Here is a 19,230-nt window from a genome sequence, read left to right as displayed (position 1 = left end):
CTGGAGGCCTCAGGCGAGGAGTTACGGGGAAGCGAACGCAACGCTGACGCCAGCCGGAAGCGACGGAGGAAGTATCTCCAGCAGCTTCCGTGTCAGTGACCAAGCTCGTGTGACCACCGCCCGTTGCCGGGCAGAGTTAGGCCTTGCCCAGCCGGAACATCTTCCCGCCACAGGTCGGGCACGCGCCCTGGGTGCCGGGCCGCCCGTTCCGCATGGTAATCTGCTTCGCGCTTGCCATCTGCTTGGACGCGCGGCACTTGAAACAGTACGCTTTCACGTTATTCTCCCTGTCGGTCAGTCGCGCATCATTCTACACCGTCCGCGCCGCGCGTCCAGCCCCGTGACGCTCCCGCGGGACGGGCGGCGGAGCTATAACCCGCGCCTTTCCCTATCCGTCGTATGCTATAATAAACTCGTTTTTCCGAACCTGGCGCGGCGAATCCGGCAGATAGTGCATTATGAGCGCGAAACAGGACCCCACGGCTTCCGGCGCATCTCCTCCCACCGACGGCGGCGACGGCTCCGCCGCATACAGACGCGTCGTCGTCAAGGCGGGCACCAACCTGCTGACCGCGGGCACGGACCGCCTGGACCTGGAGGTCATGGCGGCGCTGGTCAGCCAGATCAGCCGGCTTGTCCACCAGAACGTCGAGGTGCTGCTCGTCTCGTCGGGCGCCATCGCCGCGGGGCGGCACTCGCTGGGCGTGACGAAGGACAGCAAGACCAGCCCCTCCAAGCCCGCTCTCGCCGCCGTCGGCCAGGGCCGCCTTGTGCAGGCGTATGAAGACCTCTTCCGCTGGCACGGCATCACCGTCGCTCAGGCCCTTCTGACCCGCGGCGACCTCACCGACCGCGGCGGCTATCTGAACGTGCGCAACACCCTCCTGTCGCTGGCCGAGCTGCGGGTCGTGACCGTCATCAACGAGAACGACCTGGTGTCCCTGGACGAGATCATGGACGACTCGTTCGGCGACAACGATCTCCTCTCCGCGATGGTCGCCAACCTGGTGGACGCGGACATGCTCGTCATCCTGACGGACCTAGACGGGCTGTACACCGCCGACCCGCGCGTTGACCCGTCCGCGAAGCTCATTCCGCGCGTGGAGCGGGTGGACGACGCCATCGAGAAGCAGGCGGGCGCCAGCGCGAGCGAGCGCGGCAGAGGCGGCATGGCGACCAAGGTGCGGGCGGCGAAGCTCGCCACGTCCTGGGGCGTGGCCGTCGCCATCGCGGGAGGGCGCACCCCGAACGTGCTGCTGCGCCTGGTGGCCGGCGAGAGCGTCGGCACCTTCTTCCCGCCCTGCCACTCCAAGATTGACAGTCGTAAACGCTGGCTCCTGAGCGGGCTGTCCGCAAGAGGTGAGCTTGTCGTGGACAACGGCGCCGCGGGGGCGCTGCGCACCGGCGGGAAGAGCCTGTTGCCCGCAGGCGTGCGGGACGCGCGCGGCGACTTCCAGCGCGGCGATATCGTCACCATCCTTGACGCATCCGGCAGGCAGGTCGGCTACGGCATCGTGAACTACGACGCGGCGGAGGTCCAGGCGATCAAGGGCGCGAAGTCCAGCCGCATCTCGGAGCTTCTGGGGCACAGCTTCGGCGACGAGGTCGTGCACCGCAACAACCTGGTTGTGCTGTAGAGGTACTGCAATGAACACCGGCGCGACAATCGGCAAGGGCACGCTGTACCACGGCCGCACGAGCGAAAAAGTGGCGAGCGTCACCTATGCGTACTGGAACACGCCCAGCCAGACGGTGAGCTACGCGCGCTGGGGCGGCGCTGTCAAGCCGCTCGACCACGCCGAGGAGGTCCGGAAGCTCGTCGAGTCCGGCGTCCGCATCTTCATCCTGGAGATAGAGGACAAGACGCGGGGCCAGATACGGCTGGACGCCCGCGGCGAGACCCTCAAGGACTATCCGGGCTACACGTTCATAGGCTACGGAGAGCTAGGCGCGGTGAAGGCGGTCCCCTTCGCCGACTGGTAAACTGGCGGGCGCGCGGGCTTTGCTGATAACCTTTAGCCGTCGCTAGTGCGGTGCCCCGAAAAAGGCAGCTCGATACCCGTCATTCCGGACCTGATCCGGAATCCAGTCGGGGAGCCTGTGGAACTTGGATTCCGGCTTTCGCCGGAATGACGATTCGTCAACAACCTTCGGGGACACTGCACCAGAGCTATGGCGGGGAGAGGCGCGATGAAAACAAACGTCCTGTACTACGGCGACAATCTGGACGTTCTGCGCCGCCATATTCCCGATGCTTCCGTTGACCTCATCTATCTTGATCCGCCCTTCAACTCCAGCCGCTCGTATAACGTCCTCTTCCGCGAGTCCACCGGAGCGGCCAGCGAGGCCCAGCTAGAGGCGTTTGAGGATACGTGGCAGTGGGCGCCAAAGACGGCCCAAATCTACGAGGAAATTGTGACCGGCCCGCATCAGCAAGTGGCGCGGATGTTGAAGGCGATGGTAGAGGGGCTAGGACACAACGATGTGACTGCCTACCTTACCATGATGGCCGTGCGGCTGGTGGAGTTGCACCGCGTGCTAAAGGATAACGGCTCCATCTACCTTCACTGTGACCCCACGGCAGGGCCCTACTTGCGTGTTCTAATGGACTCAGTGTTCGAGCCGAGGAACTTTGTTAATGAGATCGTATGGAAACGCTCCTCTGCACATAGTGATGTTGTGCAAGGTGCGAAGCATTTTGGGCGCATTCACGACACAATTCTATTCTACAGTAAGGGCGACGAGCGAACCTGGAAAACCATCTACACGCCATATGAGCCCGAATATGTTGACAATATCTATCGTTACGTGGATGCAGGCGGGCGTCGTTATCAGACACAGCCTCTGCATGCAGCTAAACCGGGTGGCGACACTTTATATGAGTGGAAAGGCAAGAAACCCCCTGCTGGGCGTTACTGGGCGTTCTCAAAGGAGAATATGGAGCGCCTAGAGCGAGAAGGACGAATCGTCTATAGCAAGACCGGTGTGCCGCGGTACAAGATATATCTTGACGAGTCTTCAGGTGCATCGGCACAGGACCTATGGTTCGATTTGCTGCCGGTGCACAACCGTCCAAAAGAGCGCTTGGGCTACGCCACCCAGAAGCCATTAGCGCTCCTTGAGCGAATTATCGCAGCCTCATCCAACCCAAGTGACGTTGTCCTCGACCCGTTCTGCGGGTGCGGTACCGCCGTCCACGCCGCGCACAAACTGGACCGCCGTTGGATTGGCATAGACGTCACGCATCTGGCTATCGGCCTCGTGCGCCGCCGCATGCAGGACGCTTTCCCAAGCATCGCTATTGAGGTCATTGGTGAACCTGTTGATCTGGCTGGCGCGCAAGAGCTAGCTAAACGGGACAAGTACCAGTTCCAGTGGTGGGCGCTGGACAGGCTGGGCGCGCAGCCCGTTGCGGGCAAGAAGAAAGGGGCGGACAAAGGTATTGACGGTGTCATTCCCTTCTTCGCCGGATCGAAAGAGGACTACAAACGGGTCATTGTCTCGGTCAAGGGCGGCGAGAAGGTCAACGTGGGCATGGTGCGTGACCTTGTAGGCGTGCTGGATCGGGAAAAAGAGCCTGTTGGCGTTCTTCTGACGTTGGAACCCCCGACTCAGCCAATGATTACAGAGGCTGCCGCTGCGGGGATCTATCATAATGATTTCTGGAAGAAGAATTACCCGCGCGTTCAGATATTGACCATCGAGGAAATACTGGCGGGGAAGCGGCCACAGACGCCGCAGGCCAAATCGCCTGGCGCGCAAAAGTCACCTTTCGCGAAGGCGCCCACGGAGCAGGAGCAGGCGGAACAAGGGGAGCTGATGTCCTAGTGTGGTGTTCCCGGAGTACGCATACTGTTTCATGCATGAGAAGTTGTTCGAGGAAACGCCCCCGGACACTTACCGTCTTTCCGGCGAAAAGCTTGCCCCGTACCCGATACGAGGCCGGAATCCAGCGTTCCCCGGTGCTTCTCTGGATACCGGCGGAAGCCGGTATGACATGGAATAGGGAACGTATTTCAAAAACGGGACACTAGCCTTTCGGAGATGATCACGCCTACCCCCAGGGGAGGACACCATGACCCTCGCAAGCGCACAGCAGGAGCTGGAGACCAAAGGCAAGCGCGCCCGGCAGGCCGCCCGGCAGCTCGCCCGGCTCTCCACCGACGTTAAGAACAGGGCGCTGCTCACAATAGCGGACGCCCTGAAGTCGCGCGAGGAGGAAATCCTCGCCGCCAATCAGAAGGACTGCGCCCAGGGCCGGAAGGACGGGCTGACCGACGCCCTGCTGGACAGGCTGCTGCTCGACCCGAAGCGGCTCGCGGGCATGGCCGCGGACGTGCGCGGCGTCGCCGCGCTGCCCGACCCCATCGGCGAGGTCGCGGACATGCGCACGTTGCCCAACGGCCTGGTCATCGGCAAGCGGCGCGTGCCCCTGGGGGTCATCGCCACCGTGTACGAGAGCCGCCCCAACGTGACCGTGGACATCTCCGTCCTCTGCCTCAAGTCCGGCAACGCCTGCATTTTGCGCGGCGGCAAGGAGGCCATCCACTCGAACGCCGCGCTGGCCCGCGTCGTGCGCGACGCCATCGCCCAGGCGGGCGCGCCCGCCGACGCCGTCCAGTTCATCGAGAGCACCGACCGCGCGCTGGTGGACAGGATGCTCCAGATGAAGGGTGTCATTGACCTGCTCATCCCGCGCGGCGGCGACGGACTCATCCGCTACGTGGCGGAGCACGCCGCCATCCCCGTCATCACCGGCGGCGTCGGCGTCTGCCACGCGTACGTGGACAAGAGCGCGGACCTGGAGAAGGCCGTGCGCATCGTCTTCAACGCCAAGGTGCAGCGACCCACCGTCTGCAACGCGCTCGACTGCGTCCTCATCCACAAGGACGCCGCCGCGAAGGGGCTGCCGCTCATCGCGAAGGAGATGGCGAAGGCGGGCGTGGAGCTGCGCTGCGACGGCCGCGCGCTGGCGCTGCTGGCGGGCGACAAGGGCCTGCGGGCTGTCCCCGCCACCGAGCAGGACTGGGGCAAGGAGTTCCTGAGCCTGGTGGCCGCCATTAAGGTGGTGGACAGCGAGGAGGAGGCGCTTCAGCACATCGAAAAGTACGGCTCCGGCCATTCGGAGGCCATCATCACCGAGGACTACTCGGCGGCGATGCGCTTCCTGGACGACGTGGACGCCGCCTGCGTGTACGTGAACGCCAGCACGCGATTCACGGACGGCGGGCAGTTCGGCCTCGGCGCGGAGGTGGGCATCAGCACGCAGAAGATGCACGCCCGCGGGCCGATGGGCCTGCGCGAGCTGACCAGCTACAAATGGGTCATTTACGGGAACGGGCAGGTGCGCCCGTAACACCCTGCCGCTCGGTCGCGAGGGAGATTCCTCGTCCTTCTCCACAGGACTCGGCGTGACAGCGCGAACGGGGCGGGCGATGGAGTTGCCCGGCTGGTCCGCGGAGGAAGCGGATTATGGGGCCGCGATTATGGCGCCCCTTTGCACCGGCTGCAAAGGCCTACCCGCCGCAAGAGCGCAGGTAATCCACTCAGACAGAATGAGTCTCCCTCCGTAGTCGCTCGTGCGCTCCTTACCGCGTCCGCAGGCGAGGGTCCAGCATGTCCCGCAGCGCGTCGCCAAGGAGGTTAAAGCCGAGGACTGTCAGAGTCAGGGCGATCCCCGGGAACAGCGGCAGGTACGGAGCTTTCTGGGCCATCTCGATGGCGGCGCCGGCGACCATATTACCCCAGGATGGCGTTGGAGGTGGAACGCCGACACCGATAAAGCTGAGAGACCCTTCTATCGAGATGGCGACGCCCAGGTTCACGGTTGCGATGACGATGACCGGGGCAACGCAGTTGGGGGCGATATGCCGCCATAAAATCCGGACATGCGAGCAACCCACCGCGCGCGCCGCCTCGGTGTACTGGTTAGCTTTGACAGCCAACACTGCTGAACGTATGATTCTCGCCGTTCTCGGCGTGTAAACGATTGCTATTGCGGCAACGACATTGTTCAGATTTGGTCCCAGGGATGCCATAAGCGCCAGGGCAAGGACCAGGCTCGGGAAAGCCATCATCGCATCCATGACCCGCTGGATCGGCATGTCAATCCTGGAGCCAAAGTATGCTCCGACGCCTCCCAGCAGTGCTCCAGCTATCAGGGAAACCGTTATTGATGAAACCGCCACGTACAGCGATATCCGAGCGCCATAAATAATGCGGCTCAGCACATCTCTTCCTAGGAAGTCAGTCCCCAGTGGAGCAGCCCGGCCCGGCGGGACCAGGATACGGCTGGTGTCCACTTTGAGCGGGTCACTCAAGGCAATGATGGGCGCGAAAATCGCAGCCCCGAGCGCGGCAACTATAATCAGTGCGCCAACCGCCGCCATCGGTTTAGCTTGAGCGAAGCGCAGGATAACGCGAACCCATCGAATGAGCAGGACGGGTGGTGAGGACTTTCTCAACAGAGACATTTGCTCAGATTGCACTCTTCGCCTCGCGCACAGACGGATTGCCGTTTTCAGGAGGCTCCATAGCCGATCCTCGGATCAAGCCACGCATACAACAGGTCTACCAGAAGGTTCACAATGAGAATGAGAAGCGCAAAGATGACGACACAACCCTGGACCACCGTGTAGTCGCGAAGCTGAATCCCCTCTATGAGAGCCCTGCCCATGCCCGGAATGGAGAAGATGCTTTCCATGATGACCGTACCACCCAGAAGCACGGCAAACTGCACACCAATGAGCGTGACGACCGGCATCATGGCATTCTTCAGCGCGTGACGGTTGATCACCACCCGCTGGCGCAGGCCCTTGGCCCACGCCGTGCGCACGTACTCTTGCCGCAACACCTCCAACATGGAGGAGCGCGTCATCCGTGCGATAACCGCGACGTGGTGGTAACCCAGGCCGACGGCGGGCCAGATGATTTGCTGGAAGTTTGTCCAGGGATCGTCCAGCACGCTGGAGAATCCCAGCGGCGGGATCCAGTCAAAGTAGCGTACCAACGCCATGATTGTAAGTGTCCCTATCCAGAACGTGGGTGCGGCCAGGCCGATGATTGTGACGATTCGGAGTATGTAATCAAGCGGCGTATCTTGATGCAACGCTGAAAATGTGCCCACGGGCACCGCGACCGCGGTGGCAATGAGCGCTGTAAGGACCGCCAACTCAATGGTGATAGGCAACCGCTGCGTCACCTCCTTCCACACGGGTACGCGTGTGGTCAGCGACGTGCCAAAGTCGAGCCGGGCCATCCCCCAGACCCAGTCGAGATATTGCTGCGGATAAGGCTTGTTTAGCCCGAGGCGCTGCCGCATTGTGGCAAGGGCTTCCTCTGTGACAATTCCCTCACCTCCGCGTCCGGCCAGCGTCGCGTAGGCCGCGTCTCCGGGGACTATGCGCATCACAAGGAAGATGATCAAGGATACGCCCAGCAGAACAGGGATAAACAGGATCAGTCTGCGAATCACATAGGCAAACATCGCCGTCCCTCAAAACACGGGCAACGCCATAATTGACGCGTCGCTAAACCCCACGGAATACGTGTGGCTACAGGCGGATCAAAACGCAGTGCCTATTTGTCCAGCCACGCATACTCCAGATTCTCGTCCTGGAAAAGGTCAGGGCCGCTTCTAAAGCCCTTCACAGTCCTCCAGCGCGCGCGGAGGTAGTCACGGAAGTACAGGCTCGGCAGTGGCTCCAGTTCCAGCAGCCGTTCCTCAATCTTGCGTACGATCTCAAGACGCTTGCTCTGGTCAAGCGTGCGGCTTTGCTCCTTGAACCATGCGTCAACCTGCGCGTCGCCGAACCGGCTCCAGTTGCGCCCATCGCCGGTCAGATACGACGTCAGGAGGCTGTCCGGGTCGGCCAGCGGCGCGGTCGCGGAGTAAAGGGCAGCGCTGTACTGACCCTTGTTGAATATCTCTGTAAGGACATTGGTCGCCGTTGGAACGATTTTCGCTCGAATGCCGATCCTGGCAAGATCAGACCCCAGCAGGGGAGCCATTTGCTCGCAGTCGAAACCCAGGCGGCAGAGGAGGGGGATATCGATTCCATTCGCATAGCCGGCGTCAGCCATCAGCCGCTTGGCCTCCGCGATGTCCTGGTCCTTCGGCTGCCGGAATCCGGGCCGCTTGACAAGCTCTTCAACAGGTATGCCCCACTTGGTGCGGGGGCTCAAATAGCCTCCGATGACTGCGTCCTTGGCTATTGTCACCGCGGCCTGACGGTCCATCGCCAGGCTCGCCGCACGCCGGACGCGGACATCCTTCCAGGGTGCGATTTCATTGTTGGGCATGAAGCCGTTCTTGGAGGGAGACGCATAGCGCTCCACCAGGATCTTCTTACTCAGGTCCGGATCGCTTTCGACGAGCTCGGCTTCAGTGGCGCTGATGGCGCGGGACGCAACGGTGGTGAGCTGCACCCGCCCTGTCCGCAGGGCGGCAAACGCTGTGCGGTCTTCCGGGATGATGAAGAAGGTGATGCCATCCAGGTAAGGCCGCGCTGGTACAAAGTACTCCTTGTTCTTCGTCAGCTCGACGCTGACGTTGGCGTTGTACCGCACAAATTTGAATGCTCCGGTGCCTACAACGACATCCAGCGCGTCACCCTGTTTTTTGTCCAGGATGTGTTTGGGCAAGACGGTGATCCAGTCGTTCGCCAGCCTGTCGAGGAAGGAGCCGCTCGGGGCGTCCAGGGTGATACGAACGCGCGCAGCGTCCAGAGCTTCGGCCTGCACCATCCCGACGAGGAGGCCGCTCGCCCTCGGGCTGATGACCCCCCTCGGCGGGCGCGCCATCCGGTTCAGGCTCCACGCCACTGCCTCTGTCGTCAACGCCTGTCCGTCGTGCCACTTGATGCCGGGCTGCAACGTGAGTATGTATTCAGTCCCATCGGGGCTGATCGTCCATGCTTTTGCCATGGAGGGGATGACTGTTTCACCATCAACAGGGTCCTTCCGAAGGAGACCGATGTAAACGTTACTGAAGGGGATTGAGACGTCAATGCGGGTCGCCTGATGCATGTCAAATGTGGATACGGGGTCAGGGTTTCGGACCGCGAGCACTCCCCCGTATTTCGGCTGTTCAGTCGCCCCGGACGGAGTCCGCGCGGCGGCCGGTGCTGAGGCTGGAGATGGCGTTGCCGGCGCGGACGGCCTGGGCGTTGGGGGAGCCAAGGTCGGAGTCGCGGGGGGCGGCGCTGGAGTCGCGGACTGCTGCGCTGATGACGCGGGCTGAGGCGCCGGCGCGGCGCTGGGAGCGCAGGCGGACAGGACAAGGACTCCAGCCACCAGGAGACTGCCCAGCCGAACAAGCGGCCGACCAACTACGCTCTGAGATATCCGATTACCCATGGTTCCCCTCCTCAAATGTTTAGGTTACCGCAAGCCCGTCGTTGTGCCAGCCTGTGATGCTCTTACGAGGCTCGACCAATTCGCCGGCAGGTTGACCTTCCTGCTGACTGGCGGCCGGTGATTGTGCACATAGCCTTTGGCCTGGTTTCTTCCCGGGTCGCCCGCCACAACGATACCTATTGAATCAGCGCGGAAAAACACGGGGACCAGTCTCTCCGGATCTTCCGACTCACCGTAGCTCTTCGGTATTTTGCCTGCCGCAACAAGCCCGGAGACACTGAAGTCCGTGTGTCCCGTCCTCCAAGCCCATTTCTCCAAGTCCCTGACGGACATCCGGCAGTGCTCGTACAGATAAGCCCTGACATCGTTCTTGCTCCACCCATCCTTGGCCAGCACCTGCGCAATGCTGGGGCTGATGAGCAGCAGCGGGTGATAGTTCCTGTGGCGCAGTCCAAGGTAGGCCGTGTAGGAGCACGTCGTGCCGAAAATCTCAACCAGGGCTTCCATCGCCTCTTTAGCCGTGTTCCCGCCGCAATAAATAGGCGGGGTGATCGCTCTGGCGCTCTGGACGGTCACAACGTTCTCTCCTCGCGGAAAACCCCTGTCCGCGCTGAAGGGTTCCCAATCGAGAGCCATTATGACATCCTCGTTCTCCGGCAGGACGACGTTGAACGTGTATCCTATCGTCCCCTTGTCCGTTGACTCCGGCGGAGTGAGCAGCCCCGCGACATTTCTCATGTAGAGCTTGAGGAACCGCCCGATGCTTGAGTTCGCCTGCCTTCCCACCCGCATCACGCCGCAATCATAGTTGAAGTCCAACTCCTTGACAATTGGTCCGTTCAGCACGATGAGCGGCTCCCATCCGGGCGTGCCTCCGGACTCGTGGACACGAAAGTCCGCGTCCGCGATGGCTTCTACCACTGCTATGAGGATCGGCATGTACTCAGGACGGCATCCCGCCATGACGCCGTTGACTGCGATATTCCATATGGTGGCTTCACGGTTCTCAAGTCCAATCACACCGATGACTTCGTCTCGATGCCGATCGGTGCACTGCAGGAACTCTTCGACTTTTGTTATAGTCGGCGGCCGAATGGGAAGCCCGTCCGTCCACAGCTTTTTCGTGAAGAACTCCTGGACCTCGTCGAGCGTGCCTTCGCACACGATGTCTGTTGTTTTCGGCTCGGAAGACTTCACCACGGTCCGCAGCGGAGTCGCCAGTCCCTCGACGATCTGGGCGACCAGCATCTCCGCCTTGCGGTGCAAATCAGCAGCGCCGTCAACCATGATGACGCCAGGATATTCCGCGATCGGCAAGTTGGGCACACCGAATATGTCCGCCGACCTGTGCGCCAGCTTCGCGAAGCCGCTGGACACGATCGAAACGCTGCGGACACCTGCCGTTTCGGCTACCAGGCTGGCCCGTATGACCGCGGGCGTGCAGACACCTCAGGCGCCAATGCCCGATATGACGACATCACACCCGTGTTTGCGCAGCAGCTCAGGCAACGCGGCAATGACTTCCGGCTCGTCCGGGCCCTGAATATTGCCAAAGACATCGTAGCTGACGAACTTGATATCAGGATATCTCTCTTGCAGTTTTTCTCGAATGATCGCAAAAATCTCGTTGCCTCTGAAGAGTCTGTCCCATAGCTGGCCCACCGTCTTTCCGCGCAAATCGGCAATGGGCCCTCGTACCCGGAGCGGCTTGTGCTCTTGTCGACCCAGGGGCCATACGACGGCGTACTTCGGCTCTGAAGAAGCTTGACTCATGGAGTGTCCCTATCCTCCCTGGGCATCGAACGAAGATGTGAAGGCGTTCGGCGGAAACAAACGATTATGCCGTCCGCCGCGGAAGTTCAATCCGGCGTGTCACAGGCCATCCGCCGCCGGCATGCCAGCCAGGGCACAGCACGTTGCCGTGGGTCCCGCCCGCCGTCATCACCGTAATGTCGTCAGGCTTGCCCACGCAGGGAATCATGCAATTGTCGTCGGACATGTCCACCCACACGGGATGCCAGTGTTGGCGGCTCTTGAAGCGGTCTTCATAAGCCCAGTCCGCGTGGCGACGAATGCGGCCAAGCGGCTGGCGAGCTTTCTCGTACAGGAACTGCCTGACCGTCTGCTTTGTCCAGCCCTCCCTGGCAAGGGTAGGGACGACTCCGGCGCCGATGACGACCAGAAAATAGCCACCGATGTAGACAGCGTTGTTCCCAAGGTTGGACATGGCGTCCGCGATGTTCTCGAGGTTCTCCTTGCCAGGAATGCGAAGCCCGTACTTTATCCACCGAGGTGATTCCGCGGCTATGACCGTCACGGCGCTGTCTTCCGGAGCAAGGCCCCGCTCCACGTGCAACGGTTCCCAGGGATTAATATCCTGGTCTTCCGCTATGCAAAAGCTGAATCGTCCCGGATGCCCAAAGCTGGCGCGGTCCGGGTCGCCCGTGTACGCGCCGCCAATGTTCCACAGAATGAGGCGCACGGCCCGTCCCACGGTGGTGTTGGCCCGGGAGCCGCCAGCGAAGACCCCTATTTTCGCATTGAAACCGAGCTGCTTGACGAGCGGTCCGCTTACAATGACAAGCGGACGGGCGCTATGAGCGGTCACCTGCACGCCGTTCAGATTGAAGCGCTCCTCCAGCATTGCCTGGACCGCGGCGATGATGACGGGCACGTATTCAGGTTTGCACCCACCCATCACGCTGTTGATCGCGATTTTTTCGATGGTGGCGAGCCGGTGAGCGGGAGGTATCACGCCTATAAGCTCTCCAGGTTCCCGGCCCAGGTACTCCACAACCTCAGCTACCTTACTCTCCAGGGGCGGCGCGACGGGAAAGCCGTCGGACCAGCCCTTGTCAAACGCCATCTCCTGCCATTCGAAGTAGTCCCGGATGGGAATGCGCTCAGACTTCAAGCTGAGGTTGGTCATGACTCTCCTTCGTCCGGGCGACCGTCCACAAGCTACGCTGGCACGGGGCGAGCCGTGGACAACAGCTTCTGCTTTGCTTCCTCAAGGGCGTCGGAGACCTTCTTCTTTGTGCCTTCGGCTGTTTCCCATGACCGCGACTGTGCAATGACCACGAAGGGCAGATCAGGTACGCCAAGGAATGTCGCGCCTTTGCGAGCGGCTGTGATGAAGGCGTCTTCCGCGATAGTCACGGTAGGAATTCCCTGCTTCTCCAGGAACGCCGCGTCGTGCACAAGGCCCGACGTACAGGACCCTCAGGCGCAGCAGGCGAGGATGACGACGTCCGAGTTGCGCATGACGTCTTCCAGCAGGGCCCGAGGGGAAGGCGCGCCGGTGTTTGGTTTAAGCCATATCCTGACTTCTCCGGGGGCGAATCTCTGTTCTACCAGAGGCCCGAGAACTTCCGTGACGTTGCCAATGCTGCGAGTAACCCGATCGTCGAGAATACCGATGCGCTTGCCTTCGAGGCTGCCTGGACGCGGGGCCAGGTTCGCGCGCTTGACGGACTGAGCTGGTTCACCGACCGGATTCAGGACGTAGTCTGTCATAAACTGCCTCTCTGTGGTCTTCGCCAGAACGCGTCATCCGTGCTCTAAATACCACGGCTTTGGGGCCGACAATTTTCATAACAATCATGCACGACTACGTCATTACTTTAAACATATGGCGCATGTATTGCGGCCTAGTATACATTTGGCGCTGGGGAAGTCAAGGGTACGCCTTCGTGGGTTCCCCTCGGTAACTTGCGGATAGCGCATGGGGGTCGCCAGCGCTATAATCCCCTAGTGACTGTTGACCACTCCGACCCCCGCTGGCAGAAGAACCTCTACGCGCTGGCGCTGGTGCAGTTCCTGTCCCTTCTCTCCTTCAGCGCGGTCACTCCCATCTTTCCCCTGTTCATGCAAGAGCTCGGGGTGAAAAACCTCGAGGAAGCGGCGTTCTGGGCGGGCGTATCGCAGTTCTCCAGCGGCTTCTGCGCCTTCCTGGCGGGCCCGCTGTGGGGCGCGCTGGCCGACCGCTACGGACGCAAGCCGATGGTGGTGCGCGCGTCCGCGGCCGGCATCGTGCTGGTGGCGCTTTCGGGTCTGGCGCCCAGTGTGCTCATCCTGATCCTGACGCGCGCGGCGTACGGGGCGTTTACCGGCGTCGCCTCGGCGGCGTCCGCGCTGGTCGCGTCCGAGGTCCCGCGGGGGCGTCTGGCATTCGCGCTGGGACTCTTGCAAGTGTCGTTCTTCCTGGGGTTGATGGTCGGGCCGCTCGTGGGCGGCGTCCTGGCGGACGCATTCGGGCATCGCGTCCCGTTCTTCGTGATGGCCGGCCTGCAGGGCGTGGCGCTCCTCATTGTCGTGCGGTACGTGCACGAGAGGTTCAGTCCCGTCGCGAGAGCCGACAAGAGGATTCACCCCATCCGCGATGTCCGGCTGGTGCTGGGCCTGCCGCACGTTGTGCCTCTGCTGTGGGTGCTGCTTGCCATAGGCTTCGGCCCGTTCATGCTCCAGCCCATCATGGCGGTCTTCATGCAAGGCATGGTTGCGGAGGGGGCCGCGACCGCCGCGGGCGTGGCGCTGTCGGTCATCGGGCTGACGAGCTCGGTGGCGTCGCTGGTCGTGGGCCGCTGGGGGCAGTCGAATACCCTGCTGCGGGCCGTCGTGGTCGCCGCCTTCGCCGCGTCGGTCTTCTACGTTCCCCTGGTCTGGGTGCAGTCAAGCATGGCGTCCGCCCTTCTGTTCGGCGTGATCGGGCTGTGCCAGGGGACGCTGGTCACGGCGATTAACTCCCTGCTGAGCACGTCGGTCCCGCGCGAGCACCAGGGCGCGGTGTTCGGCGTTGTCCAGAGCGCCAACGCGCTCTCCGTGGGGATGGCGGCCCTGTTTGGGGGGACGATGACCGTGGCGCTGGGGATCAGGTCGGTCTTCGTCGCCGACGCGGCGCTGTTCTTCGTGCTGGGCGTGGCGACGTTGCGGGTGCTCCGGGCGCGGGGGCCTGACGCAACGCGCCGCAAGACCGAGGGCGGCTCGTGAGCGACGAGGAGGCGCTGGCGCGCGGGGCTGCACAGTCCTTCAACGGAAGGATGGCGGCGGTGGGGGTGGAGGAGAAGGCGCGCGAGTTCCGCGAGTCCGGCGGGAGGATTTACCGGAAGGCGTAGGGGGAGAGGGGGCGGCCAGGCCGCCCCCTCGGTGCGCTTGACACGCCGCGGGCGCGGGGTATAGTGACGACGTAGGGCCATGCCTGCCGGTGCGATGCCGGGGAGGCCCATCAGGCAAATTCGAACCGCCGCAGCTTATTTGTCCAAAGGACGCCTCCGGCAAATCAGATCCCAAGTTGCCACAGGTCGAGGGAGTGCAACCATGATCGACATCCAGCCACAGCATGTCACTCTGGACAGGTTGCTTCACGGGCGACTTTTCAGGATTCCTCAGTATCAGCGAGCCTATAGCTGGCGGTCGAAAGAGCGGAAAGACCTGTTTGAGGATATCGATCGCACCTGGGCCGCAGGGAATGACCGACATCACTTCATGGCCACGATCGTGGGCCTTCGCCGGGAAAAACGGACTATCATTACCACTGAACATCAGGTCGTAGAGGTGGTAGACGGGCAACAGCGGATTACAACCCTCATCCTGATTCTCAAAGCGATCGCCAAAGCCCTTGACCGTTCAGATCCCGTTGGGGAAAGAATTGGTCGGGAGATCGACGAGACTCTGGTCAAACAGGATAAGGCCTCCCTGTTGCTTCTTCAGACGAACCACGACACCAGTAACTACTTCGCCGACTATCTTCGAAGAAGAACAGGAAACCCTCCACCTTCAGGGTCCGCTAAGACTCTGGCAGACCGGGAGCTTTTGACAGCTATGGAGGACTGTGAGAAGTTTGTTGGTGATTGGCAAGGTAGGGGCGATTCCCTCACGGATTTGGTAGGCTTGCTCAAGAACAGGCTAACATTTGTTTTCTATGAAATTGGTGACGAGGCGATGGTCTATACGGTGTTTGAGGTCCTTAATAGCCGCGGCCTGGATGTCTCGTGGTTCGACCGTCTCAAGAGCATGCTGATGGCTATCGTCTTCGAGGCCGATACAGGGAACAAGAGCGAGAATATTGGGGTGGTTCATCAACTTTGGGCGGATATCTACAGGTGTGTAGGGCTACGGTTGGGCTCGAGCAGCGAAGCGCTCCGCTTCGCTGCAACCCTGCGGCTGGATAAAGGATGGCCTCCTAGCCGCCCGGTAGGCGAGGCTGAGGCCGCAGAACTGCTTCGCGATCAGTCGAAGACTGGCACCGCGAAGGTGATTGAAACGACGACATGGCTAAAGGCAGTGACCGAGGCGGTAAACCAACTGGCTGCCGACCGGAGAAGAAACGCCGTTACACAAATCGCGCAGGCAAGATTGGCTGCCACAGCAGTGAATCTTCGCCGGGACCTCAGCGAAGCTGAAAAGGAGCGAGTCCTGCGCCGCTGGGAGAACGTCACATTTCGCATCTACGGAATGTCTGACAAGGACGCTCGATGGGCTGTGGGCAACTACGTTCGGCTCGCGTGGAGCATTACTAGAGAAAAGCTGCCTGCTACCACGATCCTGGCGAAGTTATCCGACATTGGTGCGGAGTTCCCCATTGCTAAGGCCGTCCAGCATCTGAGCAAAACCAACTGCTATGAAGGATGGCAGGAAGAACTCCGCTACTTCTTCTACAGGTACGAAGAGTATCTTGCTCGGAAAGCTGGGCAAAACTTCGACAACGAACAGTGGAACCGTATCTGGGAGGCTAGCGCAGCCGATTCCATCGAGCACATTCTTCCCCAAAGTTCGGAGAGCGCGGACTGGGTCCATTGGCTTGGCAACCTGCTGGTACTTCCACCGAAGCTGAACTCTAAGCTGGGCGCGAAGCCTCCGAGGGAGAAGGCCGACGAATACACCAAAACAGGCCTTTTGGTCGCCCGAGAGGTGGGGGGTAGGCTCCCTCGTTGGGGACGACGCGCAATTGAGGACCGAGAAAACGCTCTGCTGGAATGGGCGCTAAAGGAGTGGGTGGATTAAGAGATTCCAATCGAGTCTGAGCACACCTTCGGCGTATCCGTCGCGAGGGTTCGAGGCTGTTCTGATGAGAGGATGTAACGAGTTGCCTCAGCCGTGGCGCCAGGTCGGGCCGTGGAAAGCCACTATCGCCTGTAGGTAGTTTCGCTGCGACGGGCCACCTTGAGGACCACCACCAGCGCGCGGTCGTCGTGGATGTCGTACACGACCCGGTAGGGACCGACCCTGATGCGCCGCTCGCGCTACGCTACCCGCCGGAGACGGCGGGGATGAAGTGGACCTCTGAGTCCTCGCGCACAGGCTCCAGCAGGCCCAGGTGGTTCGTCTCGCCGTCAATGGCAACGGCCATGCCCGACTGCAACTGTCCGTCCTCGGTCAGCAGCCGCGGCCTGACGCCCGGGTAGCGCGCACACAGGTTGGCGACGACCTGACGCAGCGTCGCGCCCTCCACCCTCACCCGCTCCGCGCCGCCCGTGTGCTTCCGCAGCAGGGACGGTATCCACACGACAGCCATAACCGGCCTACCCCGTGGCGCTTTTCGCCTCGATGGCGCGGCGGACGGCCTCCGGCGACATGGGCAGGTCGCGCATGCGGACGCCGATGGCCTTGTGGACGGCGTTGGCAACGGCGGCCAGGGGCGGGACGATGGAGACCTCGCCGACGCCACGTATGCCGAAGGGATGGGCCGGGTTCCCCACCTCGACAAGCACCGCCTCGATCATGGGAAGGTCAAGGCTGGTGGGCATGCGGTAGTCGAGCCACGTGGAGTTGAGCATGACGCCGTCCTTGCTCCAGACGTACTCCTCGTTCAGCGCCCAGCCGAGGGCCTGCGCCGTGCCGCCCTGCGTCTGGCCCTCGACGTAGGTGGGATGCGCGGCCTTGCCCACCTCCTGGAAGGCGGTGCAGCGCAGCAGAGTGGTCTTGCCCGTGTCCGTGTCCACCTCCACGTCCACGATGAGTCCCGCGACGGCGGGGCTGACCTTCCGTGGGTTGGAGGAGGCGGAGGCAGACACCGGCCCGCCGGTGCGCATGAGCTTGCCCGCCAGCTCCTTGAAGGTCAGCCTGCTCTGAGGGTTCTTCGTCGAGACGAACACGCCGTCCCTGACCGCCACGTCCTGGGGCTGCGTCTCCCACAGGAGCGCCGCGCGGGCGATCATCTGGCGCTTGACGTCCTCCGCCGCGGCGATGGCGGCCAGTCCCGTCGAGAAGGCGGTCCGGCTGCCGCCGGTGACGCCCGTCCAGCCGACGGAGTCGGTGTCGCCCACAGTGGGCATCACGTCCTCGGCGCGGATGCCAAGCACCTCGGCGGCCTGCATGGCGACGGCGGTGCGCGTCCCGCCGATGTCCACGGAGCCGGTGACGAGGCTGACCTTGCCGTCGGCGTTGACACTGAGCGTGGCGGACGACGAGAAGCCGGCGTTGTGCCAGTAGCCCACCGCGACGCCACGGCCCCGGTTCGGCCCGGAGAGCGGCGCGCTGTAGTGCGGGTGCTGCTTCATCGCCTGCAACATTTCGATGTATCCCACGGGCGGCATCTGCACGCCGCTGGGGAGCCGGTCGCCCTCTTTGGTCGCGTTCTTCAGCCGGAACTCCAGGGGGTCCATGCCCAGCTTCTCGGCCAGCTCGTCCACGACGGTCTCGACGGCGAAGGCGGCCTGCGGCGAGCCGGGTGCGCGGTAGGCTGCGACTTTGGGCTTGTTGACCACCACGTCGTAGCCGTCCACCAGCAGGTTGTCAATCTTGTAGGGGGCCAGGCCGGTGCCCGCGCCCGCGCCCACCGGCGAGCCGGGGAACGCGCCCGCCTCGAAGGCCAGGTAAAGCTGGGCCGCCGTGATGCGGCCGTCCTTCGCCGCGCCTATTTTAGCGCGCATGTACGAGGCGGAGGTCGGGCCCGTGGCCTCGAAGACCTCCTTCCGCGTCATCACCATTTTGACGGGCTGGCCGCTCTTGCGCGACAGGAGGGCGGCCACCGGGTCAAGGTAGGTGTTGATCTTGCCGCCGAAGCCGCCGCCTATCTCCATTGGCACGACCTTGACCGTGGACGGCGGAACGTCAAGCATCGCGGCGGTCTGGTCGCGGATGCCGAAGGCTCCCTGTGTGCTGGTCCAGACGGTGATGTGGCCGTCCGGCGCCCAGTAGGCCGTGGAGACGTGCGGCTCAATGTAGCCCTGGTGGACGGTGCGCGTGTTGAACTCGCGCTCCACGACGACGGCGGCCTCCTGGAACCCCTTCTCCAGGTCGCCGCGCTTGAACTGAATGTGGCTCGCTATGTTGCTCTTGATGCCCGTGTCCGTCCCGCGCGCGAACCGCTCAGCGACGTTCCTGAGAGTCATGTCGTCGTGCAGAAGGGGCGCTCCGTCCTTCATCGCGTCGCGGACGTTCATGACGGGAGGCAGCACCTCGTAGTCCACCTCGATGAGCTTCAGGGCCTCCTCCGCGATGTGCGGGCTGGTGGCGGCCACCGCCGCGACGGCGTGCCCGACGTACAGCGCCTTGGCGTGCGCCAGCACGTTCTCCGCCAGCATCCGGGCGTTGCCCTGCGTCTCGCCGAAGTCAACGACCGCGTCCTTTATGATGGGCAGGTCCCTGGCGGTGACGACGGCCTTGACGCCGGGCAGGGCCAGCGCCTTGCGGACGTCAATGGAGCGGATGCGGGCATGCGCGTGGGGGCTGCGGAGGACTTTGCCGTGCAGCATCCCGGCCATGTCAATGTCGGCGCCGAACCTGGCGCGGCCGGTGACCTTGTCCAGGCTGTCGTGGCGGATGGGCCGCGTGCCAACGACCTTCAGGGGAGCCTTCCCCTCGGTCTTCTTCTCGACTGTGGTGGTCATGGCGCTTCCTCCCTTGAGTGATAGGCTCTGTAGTTGTCCGCGC

Annotated in this window: 19 protein-coding genes; 7 read left to right on the top strand and 12 right to left on the bottom strand. The window is 62.5% G+C overall.

The genetic code is table 11. From position 1 onward, the window contains the following. Nucleotides 1-136 precede the first annotated feature (136 nt). The gene (locus tag Q7T26_10550; protein MDO8532581.1) at nt 137-277 is read right to left on the bottom strand and encodes a DUF5679 domain-containing protein; all 141 of its coding nucleotides are present in this window, start codon (nt 275-277) and stop codon (nt 137-139) included. 181 nt (nt 278-458) lie between these two features. Here Q7T26_10550 and proB point away from each other — a divergent pair, with 181 nt between their 5' ends. The 4 genes from proB to Q7T26_10530 all read left to right on the top strand — a co-directional run bounded on the left by proB (nt 459) and on the right by Q7T26_10530 (nt 5,356). Further along, the gene (proB, locus tag Q7T26_10545; protein MDO8532580.1) at nt 459-1,637 is read left to right on the top strand and encodes a glutamate 5-kinase; all 1,179 of its coding nucleotides are present in this window, start codon (nt 459-461) and stop codon (nt 1,635-1,637) included. 10 nt (nt 1,638-1,647) lie between these two features. Beyond that, nucleotides 1,648-1,983, top strand: a complete 336-nt coding sequence (locus Q7T26_10540; GenBank protein MDO8532579.1) for a hypothetical protein — start codon at nt 1,648-1,650, stop codon at nt 1,981-1,983. 207 nt (nt 1,984-2,190) lie between these two features. Continuing rightward, nucleotides 2,191-3,828, top strand: coding sequence for a DNA methyltransferase (locus Q7T26_10535; GenBank protein MDO8532578.1), 1,638 nt, complete (start codon nt 2,191-2,193; stop codon nt 3,826-3,828). A gap of 247 nt (nt 3,829-4,075) precedes the next feature. After that, entirely contained in the window at nt 4,076-5,356 is a 1,281-nt protein-coding gene (locus tag Q7T26_10530; protein ID MDO8532577.1) for a glutamate-5-semialdehyde dehydrogenase, read from the top strand. 232 nt (nt 5,357-5,588) lie between these two features. On the opposite strand, the gene Q7T26_10525 is transcribed toward Q7T26_10530, so the two are convergent. From Q7T26_10525 to Q7T26_10490, 8 genes are all read right to left on the bottom strand, one after another. Continuing rightward, nucleotides 5,589-6,389, bottom strand: a complete 801-nt coding sequence (locus Q7T26_10525) for an ABC transporter permease (protein ID MDO8532576.1) — start codon at nt 6,387-6,389, stop codon at nt 5,589-5,591. Between the two features lie 131 nt (nt 6,390-6,520). Beyond that, nucleotides 6,521-7,486 (bottom strand): ABC transporter permease, encoded by a 966-nt coding sequence (locus tag Q7T26_10520; GenBank protein MDO8532575.1) that lies wholly within the window; start codon nt 7,484-7,486, stop codon nt 6,521-6,523. Between the two features lie 92 nt (nt 7,487-7,578). Continuing rightward, entirely contained in the window at nt 7,579-9,027 is a 1,449-nt protein-coding gene (locus Q7T26_10515) for an ABC transporter substrate-binding protein (GenBank protein ID MDO8532574.1), read from the bottom strand. A gap of 354 nt (nt 9,028-9,381) precedes the next feature. After that, on the bottom strand, nt 9,382-10,734 hold the full coding sequence (locus Q7T26_10510; GenBank protein MDO8532573.1) for a hypothetical protein: 1,353 nt from the start codon (nt 10,732-10,734) through the stop codon (nt 9,382-9,384). 72 nt (nt 10,735-10,806) lie between these two features. Then, entirely contained in the window at nt 10,807-11,130 is a 324-nt protein-coding gene (locus Q7T26_10505) for a hypothetical protein (protein MDO8532572.1), read from the bottom strand. A 64-nt stretch (nt 11,131-11,194) separates the two neighbouring features. Beyond that, entirely contained in the window at nt 11,195-12,286 is a 1,092-nt protein-coding gene (locus Q7T26_10500) for a hypothetical protein (protein ID MDO8532571.1), read from the bottom strand. Between the two features lie 32 nt (nt 12,287-12,318). Further along, a complete protein-coding gene (locus Q7T26_10495; protein ID MDO8532570.1) occupies nt 12,319-12,516 on the bottom strand; it encodes a hypothetical protein in 198 nt (65 codons plus the stop codon). Between the two features lie 63 nt (nt 12,517-12,579). After that, entirely contained in the window at nt 12,580-12,873 is a 294-nt protein-coding gene (locus tag Q7T26_10490; protein ID MDO8532569.1) for a hypothetical protein, read from the bottom strand. A 237-nt stretch (nt 12,874-13,110) separates the two neighbouring features. Here Q7T26_10490 and Q7T26_10485 point away from each other — a divergent pair, with 237 nt between their 5' ends. The 3 genes from Q7T26_10485 to Q7T26_10475 all read left to right on the top strand — a co-directional run bounded on the left by Q7T26_10485 (nt 13,111) and on the right by Q7T26_10475 (nt 16,359). Further along, nucleotides 13,111-14,346: an MFS transporter gene (locus tag Q7T26_10485; protein ID MDO8532568.1), complete on the top strand. Its 1,236-nt coding sequence runs from the start codon at nt 13,111-13,113 to the stop codon at nt 14,344-14,346. Continuing rightward, nucleotides 14,343-14,471, top strand: a complete 129-nt coding sequence (locus Q7T26_10480) for a hypothetical protein (protein ID MDO8532567.1) — start codon at nt 14,343-14,345, stop codon at nt 14,469-14,471. The genes Q7T26_10485 and Q7T26_10480 overlap by 4 nt, the downstream gene beginning before the upstream one ends. A 202-nt stretch (nt 14,472-14,673) precedes the next feature. Beyond that, nucleotides 14,674-16,359, top strand: a complete 1,686-nt coding sequence (locus Q7T26_10475; protein MDO8532566.1) for a DUF262 domain-containing HNH endonuclease family protein — start codon at nt 14,674-14,676, stop codon at nt 16,357-16,359. 122 nt (nt 16,360-16,481) lie between these two features. Here the strand turns inward: Q7T26_10475 and Q7T26_10470 are convergent, their stop codons facing one another. Genes Q7T26_10470 through Q7T26_10460 form a run of 3 tightly spaced genes read right to left on the bottom strand, consistent with a single transcriptional unit; the run spans nt 16,482 to nt 19,187 of the window. Then, nucleotides 16,482-16,586 (bottom strand): type II toxin-antitoxin system RelE/ParE family toxin, encoded by a 105-nt coding sequence (locus Q7T26_10470; protein MDO8532565.1) that lies wholly within the window; start codon nt 16,584-16,586, stop codon nt 16,482-16,484. A 17-nt stretch (nt 16,587-16,603) separates the two neighbouring features. Further along, a complete protein-coding gene (locus Q7T26_10465; GenBank protein MDO8532564.1) occupies nt 16,604-16,870 on the bottom strand; it encodes a MoaD/ThiS family protein in 267 nt (88 codons plus the stop codon). Between the two features lie 7 nt (nt 16,871-16,877). Beyond that, on the bottom strand, nt 16,878-19,187 hold the full coding sequence (locus tag Q7T26_10460; protein ID MDO8532563.1) for a xanthine dehydrogenase family protein molybdopterin-binding subunit: 2,310 nt from the start codon (nt 19,185-19,187) through the stop codon (nt 16,878-16,880). Nucleotides 19,188-19,230 lie beyond the last annotated feature (43 nt).

The organism is Dehalococcoidia bacterium (assembly GCA_030648205.1).
Lineage (GTDB): Bacteria > Chloroflexota > Dehalococcoidia > JAUSIH01 > JAUSIH01 > JAUSIH01.
Note: the sequence above shows the minus strand (reverse complement) of the source record. Positions and strands in the feature narration are given on the sequence as shown.